The organism is Mesorhizobium sp. (genome assembly GCF_005063415.1).
Classification (GTDB): Bacteria; Pseudomonadota; Alphaproteobacteria; order Rhizobiales; family Rhizobiaceae; genus Mesorhizobium.
In genome coordinates this window covers 305-10,352 of the sequence record NZ_SUEG01000169.1, presented here as the reverse complement: position 1 = coordinate 10,352, position 10,048 = coordinate 305, and the positions used below count along the sequence as shown (strand labels likewise).

Below are 10,048 nucleotides of genomic sequence, written 5' to 3'. Positions count from 1 at the left end.
CTCGCAAGCCGGGCGGTTATTTCGTCGTCGGCTCTTCGGGCATCGAATATGCCTTGCTGGCCGAATGGGCATTGAACCGGATCGTGGATGCCAAACCCGCCTTTTCGCCGCCGGGCGCTGCCGGCAGGATCGCCGTGGTCTCGGGGAGCTGCTCGCCGACGACGGAACGACAGATCCGGCATGCTCTGGCCGAAGGCTTCGACGGGATCGAGCTCGACCCGGTCGAACTGGTTTCCGAAGCTTCGAACGACGCTATTGCGCGCGCGGTTGCAACCGGCCGCTCCAGCCTACGGGCCGGGCGGAGCGTCATCCTCTACACCGCGCTCGGACCTGCGGCCGACCGCGGTGCTGAAATCGACCTCCGAGAAGGCGCCCGCCATAAGCTCGGCCGCGGCCTTGGCGAGCTTCTCCGCGAACTGACGCTTCAAGAGGAGCTACTGCGCGTGGTCATCGCCGGCGGCGACACGTCGAGCCATGCACTGGGCCAGATGTGCGTCGACGCGCTGACGGTGCGAATGCCGCTGCCGGCATCGCCGGGTTCGCCGCTTTGTGTGGCGCATTCGCGCATCAAGGCGATCGACGGGCTGGAAATTGCCCTCAAGGGCGGGCAGGTCGGAACCGACCGCTATTTCTCCGCTATTCGCGATGGGGTCGGCGGTTGAGAGCGGGGAATATCTGGTCAAATCGGTGATGCTCAATCGAGATCCAGGATAATCATTAGTCGGCAAACCAGAAAACTTCAGGCGTTCAGATCAGCGGCAATGCCACTCATCCCGCTATCTTGTACGGCCTATTGCCCTGCTTGGATGATACTGACGGGCATAGGCGACACAGGCATCCACCGTGCTGACACAGAGCGCATCGCGGTTGTTCGGCAGGTTGTTGTCGCCGGCGTAGGCAACCTCGGCAACATGACCGTTAACCATTCGAATTTGTGTGTTGCAATAGCCGCCGGGGGCGACGTTGACGGAACCTCCGAGCGCAGGGACCGGGCCAATGGCCACCGTCGGAACCACAATGTTGAGATTGCCGCGCTGAACGACGCGCTGATAGGTCCAGATCTGGCCGGATTTGCCGACATCGGCAGTGGCGGTCGGAAAGCCGGCGCACATTCGAATGTCCGCCTCGCTAAGGCCGACCATCTCCTTGCGGGCTGCCGCCGCCGTGGCGTCTTCCTTCGCAGTGCTCGAGGTGTCGTCGGGCATGACGCAGGAAGACAGGATGGCGGCGCTTGACGATAGAAGGAGAAGGGCAAGCTTTCGGGTGTGGAAAGATGTCATACCGACTTCGGATTGCACGGGAGCCCCGAATGCCAACCTAGGAAGTGGGCCAATCGAGTCAACCGGCAGAAAATTCACGAAGTCGTTTGGTACGTCATTCCGCCGCACGCATCTGCTGCAAGAGGTTGAGGCTGCCGCCGTGACCCTCGCGCCCTATCTTCCGCCTGGGCATCGGATTTCCCAAACCGATCCCTTCTTGTCAGACGTACTGGCGCACGGTGCTGTGACTTTGGTTCGGCCGACGATGTGCTAGTTTCAGCCAATTGCTCCGGAGACGTCATGCCTATCAAGCTGCAAGAAATCGCCCTCGCTCTTCTGCTGTTGGTTGCCGGAGCTGGGGTCGGTCATGCGGAGACGGCCCAGCGGCCGCCGCCCACAGGCGGGGTTCTCTCGCTCCTGCCACCGCCGCAGACTTCCGATCATTCGATCGTCATTGCCGGACAAACGCTCGATTACGAGGCCAAGGCCGGCACGCTGTCATTGCCGTCCGGTAAAGGCGATATCACCGCCGAGATTTTCTATGTCGCCTATGCTCTGCACCCCGGGAAAGACATGGGACCGGATCCGCGGCGCCCGATCACCTTCGTGTTCAATGGCGGTCCGGGAGCAGCTTCCGCATATCTTCATCTCGGCGCGCTCGGTCCGCGGGTCCTGGCGACGGCGGCCGATGGAAGTTTCCTGCCGCCGCCACAGAGGCTGTTCGATAACCCCGACACTTGGCTCGACATGACCGACTTGGTCTTTGTGGACCCTGTCGGAACCGGTTACAGCCGTGAAGCGCCCGGCACGGAAGCACACAGCTTCTGGGGCGTCAGCCAGGACGCCGCGTCGATAGGCGCGTTTATCCGGCTCTATCTGGCGCAGACCAACCGTACGGCATCGCCTGTCTTCCTGGCTGGCGAAAGCTATGGCGGCTTTCGAGCAGCATTGCTCGCCAGGAAGCTTCAGGAAGACATCGGAATCAGCCCGAGCGGCGTCGTGCTGATTTCGCCGGCGCTCGAATTCACGCTGGTGCGCCCGGACGAGTTCCAGCCGCTCCACTGGGCGCTGGAACTGCCGTCGCTGGCGGCAGTGCGCCTGCACAGCGAAGGCGTTTCCGGCCCGGCTCTGCAGGAGCGGCTGGCCGAAGTCGAACGCTATGCGCTCGGCGATTATCTGGCCGCGCTGGCCGGTGGACTGGAGCAAGGTGGACGCCTGGCGAGCCAGCGTGTCGCCGCAATCACCGGTCTGCCGCTCGATCTCGTCCAGCGGCACTTTGCACGCATTCCCATAGGGCTCTTCGCCAAGGAGTTTGCACGGGCAAAGGGCAATGTTCTCAGCGCCTATGACGGCAACATCGCTACAGCGGACGTGGCGCCAGAGAGCCTGGGAGTCGAGGGTCCCGATCCGGTGCTCGATCGAAGCGTGCCGGCGCTCACCTCCGCTTTCGTCGGCTATGTGCGTGATGAATTGAACTTCCGCACGGATATCAGCTATCGGCTTCTCAACCGCGAAGTCAGCGGCAATTGGGACTATGGAACGAGCCCGACGCGTCAGGGCTATGCGGGCGTCATGGACGACCTTCAACAGGCGCGCGTGCTAAACCCCAGCCTCGGCGTGCTTATCGTCAACGGCTACAGCGACCTGGTGACGCCGTACATGGGCTCGCGCTACCTGCTTGGTCAAATTCCTTCGCTTGCCGGCGCAAAGCCCATTCGCACCGAGGTGCTGGAGGGCGGGCACATGATGTATCTGAGGCCGGATGGACGGGCGGCACTGAAGCAGGCCGCGTCCGAGCTTTACCGAACGACGCAATGAGACGGTTTGCGCAAAAAAGCGCCGGATGCGCTGTTCGCCCTCTCATCAGGCCCTAGTTCCATCGCGATTGATCGGTTACACACCTAGGATGGCGTCTTTTAGCGACGTTCGACAGCGGATTAGCCGGCTCTCCAGAATCGCGCCACTGGTGCGGCGTGCTGCCGAGCGGGCCATTCGGGATACCAGGCCACACAGGCGGACAAGCCTCGTCGACCGCTGGAATGCGCTGTCGCTGGCCACGCAGTTCCTGCTCGCGGGCGGTCTATTCTCCCTGTCGGCCATGGTTGTGGTGGGGATTTCAGTCACGGGCCACATAGAAACCGTGGTCACGCAGAATTCGGCTTCCGCTACGGCTCTTTACGTGGACAGCGTTATCGCGCCGCTGCTTCCGGATATGCGCAAGAGCGAAGTCCTCGACGAGAGCGTCGCCCATGCGCTCGATGAAACGCTGGGGCAAGGGGCACTCGGCACAAGGCTCGAATCCTTCAAGCTCTGGCGTCGCGACGGAACCATCCTGTATTCGACCGACAAGACATTGATCGGCAAGCGCTTTGACCCCGGCGACAATCTCCGGGCGGCATTCGCAGGCCAAATGGTTTCGGAGTTCGACAAGCTCGACGATCCGGACAGCGAGGCCGAAAGAGCCAGCGGCTTGCATCTCCTCGAGATCTACAATCCGGTGCTGCAGCCATGGTCGGGGGAAGTGGTGGCCGTTTCGGAATTCTACGAGGTCGCCACTGACTTTGAAAGAAACCTGCATCAGGCACTCATTCGAACCTGGCTGGACGTTGCCGCCGTCACAGCGGCCTTCTTTCTCGGGCTGTCGGCAATCGTGTTCCGTGGCAGCCGCACGATCAGCTCACAGAGCCGCTCGTTGAAGCAGCGCATTGCCGAGCTTTCCGATCTGCTTGCTCAAAACAGACTGTTGAGGCTGCGGGTGCAGCGGGCCTCGCAGCGTGCCACCGCAGTTAACGAACGCTATCTCAGGCGCATCGGTGCGGACTTGCACGATGGCCCCGCGCAACTGGTTGCTCTTGCGGCGCTGGGGATCGACAGCCCCGTCATTGGCGATCCCGCTACGCCGCAATCGAAGCGTGCACAGGAATTGCTGGCCATCAAAGCACATCTGGACAATGCCATGCGCGAGATCAGGAGCATCAGCAAGGGCCTTGTCCTGCCGCATGTCGAGCATGCCGAACTGGGTGAAATTCTCGAGCTTGCCGTACAGGCGCACGAAGAACGAACCGGCGTCAAAGTGAGATTATCGATGACCGGCGGCCATACGCCGTTGTCGCCAGCGGCCAAGATCTGCATCTTCCGCTTCGTCCAGGAGGCGCTGAACAATGGATTCCGCCATGCCGGAGGTGAAGGTCAGTCGGTCGAGAAACATTTCGACGGCGAGCGCGTTTGTATCGAAGTGGCCGACGCCGGCCCCGGCTTTGACCCGCAAATCGTGCGTCCCGAGAGGCTGGGACTCGTTGGGCTGCGCGAGCGGGTGGAAAGCCTCGGGGGCCAGTTTACCGTGACCTCCTCACAGAGTGGCACAGTCGTAAGAATGGCCCTCAACATCGTTGAAATGGGGCAGACATGACAGTAGCCATCAAGCTCGCCATCGTCGATGACCACCCGCTGTTCAGGGAAGGCGTTGTGCGCACGCTCGATCAGATCGGCGGGTTCGAGATCGTCGGTGAAGGAAGCAGCAGAGACGATGCCCTGCGGATAATCGAAGACCAGCGGCCCGACATTCTGCTGATGGACATCTCGGTTCCCGGAGGTGGCCTTGGCGTGATCGGACCGGCCCTGGAGCGGCATCCGGCACTGAAAATCGTGATGCTGACCGTTTCGGAAGAAAACCAGCACGTGATGACGGCGTTGCAGAGCGGGGCAAGGGGTTATGTTCTGAAGGGGGTCGGCTCGAAGACATTGGCTGCGATCCTGCGCACGGTAGCGTCGGGCGAACGATATGTCTGTCCACAATTATCGGCGCGCCTGTTGGCCGATCTGTCGGCTCAATCAAAAGAGCCGGCGAAAGCTGACGGACTCGCCGAACTCACCACCCGCGAAAGGGAGATCCTGACGCTGGTGGCCGCGGGACTGAGCAACAAGCGGATCGGGCTTCGGCTGAACCTGCATGAGAAAACGATAAAGCACCACATGACGCGAATCCTGGCCAAGCTCAACGTCAGCAACAGGACCGAAGCCGCGATGACCTTGCGCGACGCGACTGAGCGCCGGCATCCGCCTGTTCGTGATCATGCTTGAGCCGAAATTGCCGCACGGCGCGGCAATGTGAACTGGCCCTCAGTTGATCATTTCAAGCAACCTGTCCCGATCGGAACGCGTCGCCAGGCGCCGAATGATGGTGCGACCCTTGGCATCCCGCATTTCATATTGGCCGCTATCAATGCGCTCGCTGAGGCCGTTCGAATGCACCACGCCAATGCTCGGCCCGCTCACCTCGACCCGGTCTCCCGTGGTTGCATTGATGAAGAGTTTTGGCCTGCTGTCGGGGTTTACCGCTGGGGCCAGATCAGGGGGATTGTCCTCCTGCGACTTTGCTTTGTCCTTGCCCGCATTGCTATTCGAATTTGAGTTGCCAGAGTTTCCACCTGGATTGCCGGAATTGCCGTTCCCGTTCCCATTGCCATTTCCGTTCCCGCTGCCACTACCACCATCTTTGGCCCAGGCAGTTTGCGGGCCGAGCGTCGGCGACGGTCCGTCGAACATGACGCGATAGGGGCTCACGACGAGAATGAAGGTCAACACGACTACAGAAATGCCGACACGACGTCCTCGTGAAGATCCGGTCCTTCGTCTCCGGGTCGTCATCAGTGAACTTGCCAGTCGCATGTCGGAAATGCCCTTAACCATACGGACCTGTCGTACTGCCTCCTGTTCGAATTCGTGTGATGCTTAAAACAATGGTTTGCATCCGGGACGTCAAGACCCACCAGTTCCACGATGGTAACTGGTGGGTCTCGCTAGCGCAGGAAGGGACTATTTACTGCGCAAGTTTTTTGCCTTCCTTTGGTTGCGTCTCGGCGAAAGCGCCGACTTCCCACCATCAGCCAACTATGAATCCAATTGCCGTGATCCCGAAACACAGGCCAAATAACGGAAAAAGCAGCCAACGTGCCTGGTGAACGCTCGGGTCCATAGCGGCCTCCTGTAACAGTCGGCATCGCAACGGGGCCATCGGAACTCGGTTCCTGAAACTGTCGCGTTTCGGGCTTTTGCGATAGCAGCCTCGGACCAAAGTTTGGCCATGCAGGTCCTTGGTCGACAGTCTTACAGACTGAAGTCCAATACCAGGGGCAATGGACCCCGCCCTGCGTTCGGCGCCCTTTGTATCCACCTGGCGGCTGCGATCCACCGTTTCCCTCGAATGCTTTGCGTTCCTGGCACTATGGCAACAGCGACGTTGGTCACTGCGATGTCGTTGAAACGTCACCAATACAGACCCATATCTAAGGTGCGTCGGATGTCTCCTCCCATTGCGTCCGGCGCGTTCCCCTCTGGAGGTTACAGACCTTCACGCTTGGCCGGGCTCAACAGTCCGGCCTTTTCTTTTGGCGATTGCTTTTATCGGCACCGGCACCGAGGACTATTTCAACACGGCATGGTGCCCGACACAGTAGCGCGCCGCCTCAGCTGCGAGGTGGAAGTTGCTGGACAGACCAGGTGTTGCCGTCGGGATCCTCAAAGAAGACAAATCTGCCCCAGGGAAAATCCTTGATATCGCTGACCTCGATACCTTGAGCGGCCAGGTACCGGTGTGCCTCATCGATATCGGGCACGACCAGTTGCAGGCCCTTTATGGATCCCGGGGGGCTGTCGACGAGGCCCTTGCCCATGGCAATCGAACAGGCCGAACCGGGCGGCGTCAATTGCACGAAACGTATCTCGTCGCTTACGGTGTGATCGTGATCGAGATGAAAGCCGACCTTGCCAACATAAAAGGCGATTGCCCTATCGACGTCCGATACGGGGACCGGGACTAGTTCCAGCTTCCAATCCATGACAGCCCTTTCGCAGCTTGATCGCCAAGTGGTGCCGAACACCGTGGGCGACATCCCGCCATCTTCCCAATGCCATTGTCGGCGCGGGCCGCTCAGTCAGTCAAGAGATATCCGGGTTCGGTCGGAGACTTCGTGGCCGGGTTGGCCAAAGCTCCCTACGACGGACATTTTCACAGGACCACGAAACAATTATCTCCGGTCGCCGTTTTGCCCGCAGAACCTTTCGAGGAGGCGACGATGAGCGCAACCGGCTTGGACGTTTTTGACAAAACGCTGCAAATAACAAACATCTGGCTTGACGAGGTCATGGCGGATCTTGGTCCAGATCGACACGTCGCCTGGCATGCATTGGGCGCCGTTCTGCGAACCCTTCGCGACAGGCTACAGATCGGACTGGCGGCCAAATTGGGAGCGGAACTGCCGCTGCTCGTGCGCGGCGCCTACTATGATCGCTATCGGCCCGCCGACATGCCCGACAAGACACGCTCGCTCGAGAAGTTCCTGCAACACATCGCCGATGAATTGAAATCGACCCGTCCTGTCGATCCCGAGGATGCGGCCCGCTCGGTGCTGCGTGTGCTTGCACGGCATATCGACCTTGGTCAGTCGGCAAAGGTACGGGACGCCCTGCCAAAGGAAATCCAGGCTCTCTGGCCTGAAAGCGTGGGCGTCAAATAGTGGCGATCCCGCTCATACGGACGCGCGACCGACCAACTGCCTCGAAACGCTGACGTTTAGAAACCTGCCGACGGTGTCCAGGTCGTCACGAATGCCGCACGATGTGTTCCACAAGGCGATGTGCCTCCTCGGCGATCGCCAATATTATGCCTGATTTGCGCGTGGAGGCGAAATCCAACCCGGCGAAGTAAATGCCTGGCAGGGCGGCCACGCCATCCTCGTGAACAGGCTGTCCTTCCGGGTCGAGCAGACCGGAAAGCCTCACCCAACTAAAGTCACCCCTGAAGCCGGTGCACCACATGACGGTCGTGATGCCGGACTCGGCAGCATCAAGAGAACGGACAGCCGGATTCGGCAGCTGCGCTGTGACGGTATCCGCTGGATCCGGCTCCGAAACGGGGGCATCGATTCCGGAGCGGCTGATGTATTCGTCGATATAGCGTTTAACGTTGGCGGAGGCCTCATCCGCAAAACGAACATGCTCTTCGAGATCGTCGGCGAACGACAGACGGCCGTCATCTTCGACGCCTGCGAACCGCCCCAGCAGCACGACACCTTGGGCGCCGAGCCCTTGCAGGCTTATCGTGTGTTCTACCCCAAGCAGACCACGAGGTGGAATGCGCCCCGCAAGTCGAATGATTTCATCTCGACGTACATCGAGAAACCCGCTTTCGACGAGCCAGAGCATGATATCGCGACCTCGGTAGCGCCGCGAGAGCCGCCCGACCCGGCTGGTGGCAAGGAAGACCCTTCGGCCTGCTTCCGCCAGTTCTTCCGCGATCTGGGCACCGGACTGGCCGCTTCCGACCACCAGCACCGCTCCAGCCGGGAGATCAGCGGCGCTGCGATAATCAGAAGCATCGATCTGGCGCAGGCCTGGCGGCAAGGCAGCGGCGAAAACTGGGCGTACCGGACAATTCAAGTCACCGCTGGCGATCACCACGTTGCGTGCCAAAACTGTGCCGCGCGAGGTGGTCAACCGATAGACGCCATTCCCGTGCCCACCGGAGAGCTCGGTCACAACAGTGTCCGGTTCGACCGGTAGTTCGTTTCGCCTGGCGAAATCCTCAAGCAGGGCGACGAACTGGTCGCGCGTCAGGGCACCGAACGGATCTGAACCGTCATAGAAGTCGCCTGGCATGACGGTCTGAACGTTGGGGGTATTCATCCGGAAAGAATCCCACCGCTGGGTGCGCCAAGTCTGTCCGATGCGGCCTCGCTCCAATACGGCATGGCGCAAGCCTTGCCGTGCCAGCGAATAGCTGACGCCCAGGCCGGCCCAACCGGCCCCGACCACCACCGCATCGAGGATGTTGGCGTTGTCCCTCATTTGCCGCGGATCCTGATGCTAGCGCCGTTGCAGCGATTCGAGGCGGCACCAACGCCATCAGCGTAACGCCTTGGCCGGCGAACAACCGCCAAACAGCAGCCGATGCTGCCTGAACCCATCCCCGCGATCTGCATGGGCTTCGCCCCCGATGCGAGGCACGATAACAGCTTTATCGGATCACGGCACAACCAAATACTCATCCGAAACCGGCAACGGTCGCGGCTTAACCTGGAAAGAGTGTGAAGCCGCCGTCGACGCGGATTACCTGTCCGTTGATGAAGCGCGCGCGGGGACCGGCGAGGAAGGCCACCGCTTCGGCGATCTCTTCCGGCTCCGCATACCGGTTCAGCGATTTCTTGCTCGAATCCATGCGCTGCGGGTCGACCACGCGGCTCGCCTGGAACCGTGCCGTCTTGGTAGCGCCAGGGCTCACTGCATTGACGCGTACGCCATCCTCGATCAATTCCTTGGCGAGGCAGCGCGTATAATGGACGACGGCTGCCTTGAGCGTCGAGTAGACCACTTCGGGCGAGCATCCGATATGCGCTGCCGCCGAGGCGATGTTGATCACCGAGCCCGAGCCGCGCTTGACCATAGGCGGAACGAACGCCTGGCAGACCAGCATTGTGCCGATGAGGTTGTTCTCGGTCAGAACCTTGATGTCTTCGTATTCGATGTCGAGCGCGTTGTTGGGACTGGGCTTTACGCCCTTGGCGCCGATGTCGCCGCCGGCGCAGTTGACCAAGACGTGCACGTCGCCGAGATCCACCTCGATCTTCCTCTTCATTTCGGCGACGGCCTGCTTGTCGCCGATGTTGCCGGTGACCGCGGTGATGCGCGTCCCATGCTTCTCCAAGCCCCGGGCAGAGTCGCCGAGGTCCGCGAATTCGCCATACTGAGATGGCCGGGTCCAATCGAGGTCGTGGACCGCGACGTTTGCGCCA

The 10,048-nt window shown here is 60.8% G+C and carries 10 protein-coding genes; 5 read left to right on the top strand and 5 right to left on the bottom strand.

Going from position 1 to position 10,048, the window contains the following annotated elements:
- Positions 1 to 662, top strand: a 662-nt coding sequence (locus E5W70_RS27910) for a nucleotide-binding domain containing protein (RefSeq protein ID WP_292664528.1), incomplete at its 5' end; no start/stop codon positions are given.
- Positions 663 to 776: 114 nt separating this feature from the next.
- Here the strand turns inward: E5W70_RS27910 and E5W70_RS27905 are convergent.
- Positions 777 to 1,280, bottom strand: a complete 504-nt coding sequence (locus tag E5W70_RS27905; RefSeq protein ID WP_292664526.1) for a hypothetical protein — start codon at positions 1,278 to 1,280, stop codon at positions 777 to 779.
- A 279-nt stretch (positions 1,281 to 1,559) separates the two neighbouring features.
- On the opposite strand from E5W70_RS27905, the gene E5W70_RS27900 reads away from it, so the two are divergent.
- From E5W70_RS27900 to E5W70_RS27890, 3 genes are all read left to right on the top strand, one after another.
- Positions 1,560 to 3,077: an alpha/beta hydrolase gene (locus E5W70_RS27900; protein WP_292664524.1), complete on the top strand. Its 1,518-nt coding sequence runs from the start codon at positions 1,560 to 1,562 to the stop codon at positions 3,075 to 3,077.
- Positions 3,078 to 3,225: 148 nt separating this feature from the next.
- On the top strand, positions 3,226 to 4,668 hold the full coding sequence (locus E5W70_RS27895) for a sensor histidine kinase (RefSeq protein WP_292664522.1): 1,443 nt from the start codon (positions 3,226 to 3,228) through the stop codon (positions 4,666 to 4,668).
- Positions 4,665 to 5,339, top strand: coding sequence for a response regulator transcription factor (locus E5W70_RS27890; RefSeq protein WP_292664520.1), 675 nt, complete (start codon positions 4,665 to 4,667; stop codon positions 5,337 to 5,339). Before E5W70_RS27895 ends, E5W70_RS27890 begins: the two co-directional genes overlap by 4 nt.
- Before the next feature lie 39 nt (positions 5,340 to 5,378).
- Here E5W70_RS27890 and E5W70_RS27885 read toward each other — a convergent pair whose 3' ends face one another.
- Together E5W70_RS27885 and E5W70_RS27880 are read right to left on the bottom strand one after the other, a co-directional pair.
- Positions 5,379 to 5,840 (bottom strand): hypothetical protein, encoded by a 462-nt coding sequence (locus E5W70_RS27885; RefSeq protein WP_292664518.1) that lies wholly within the window; start codon positions 5,838 to 5,840, stop codon positions 5,379 to 5,381.
- An 884-nt stretch (positions 5,841 to 6,724) separates the two neighbouring features.
- A complete protein-coding gene (locus E5W70_RS27880) occupies positions 6,725 to 7,096 on the bottom strand; it encodes a VOC family protein (RefSeq protein WP_292664516.1) in 372 nt (123 codons plus the stop codon).
- Between the two features lie 237 nt (positions 7,097 to 7,333).
- Between E5W70_RS27880 and E5W70_RS27875 the strand changes: the two genes are divergently transcribed.
- A complete protein-coding gene (locus E5W70_RS27875) occupies positions 7,334 to 7,774 on the top strand; it encodes a DUF2267 domain-containing protein (protein WP_292664514.1) in 441 nt (146 codons plus the stop codon).
- An 85-nt stretch (positions 7,775 to 7,859) separates the two neighbouring features.
- Here E5W70_RS27875 and E5W70_RS27870 read toward each other — a convergent pair whose 3' ends face one another.
- The gene (locus E5W70_RS27870; RefSeq protein WP_292664512.1) at positions 7,860 to 9,104 is read right to left on the bottom strand and encodes an NAD(P)/FAD-dependent oxidoreductase; all 1,245 of its coding nucleotides are present in this window, start codon (positions 9,102 to 9,104) and stop codon (positions 7,860 to 7,862) included.
- Positions 9,105 to 9,327: 223 nt separating this feature from the next.
- Positions 9,328 to 10,048 (bottom strand): SDR family oxidoreductase (locus E5W70_RS27865; protein WP_292664510.1); only part of this gene is annotated, 721 nt, incomplete at its 5' end.

What these genes read in the sequence shown, in the direction of transcription:
- E5W70_RS27905 (WP_292664526.1), bottom strand. Translation starts at nt 1,280, where the DNA reads ATGACATCTTTCCACACCCGAAAGCTTGCCCTTCTCCTTCTATCGTCA.
- E5W70_RS27900 (WP_292664524.1), top strand. Translation starts at nt 1,560, where the DNA reads ATGCCTATCAAGCTGCAAGAAATCGCCCTCGCTCTTCTGCTGTTGGTT.
- E5W70_RS27890 (WP_292664520.1), top strand. Translation starts at nt 4,665, where the DNA reads ATGACAGTAGCCATCAAGCTCGCCATCGTCGATGACCACCCGCTGTTC.
- E5W70_RS27880 (WP_292664516.1), bottom strand. Translation starts at nt 7,096, where the DNA reads ATGGATTGGAAGCTGGAACTAGTCCCGGTCCCCGTATCGGACGTCGAT.
- E5W70_RS27875 (WP_292664514.1), top strand. Translation starts at nt 7,334, where the DNA reads ATGAGCGCAACCGGCTTGGACGTTTTTGACAAAACGCTGCAAATAACA.
- E5W70_RS27870 (WP_292664512.1), bottom strand. Translation starts at nt 9,104, where the DNA reads ATGAGGGACAACGCCAACATCCTCGATGCGGTGGTGGTCGGGGCCGGT.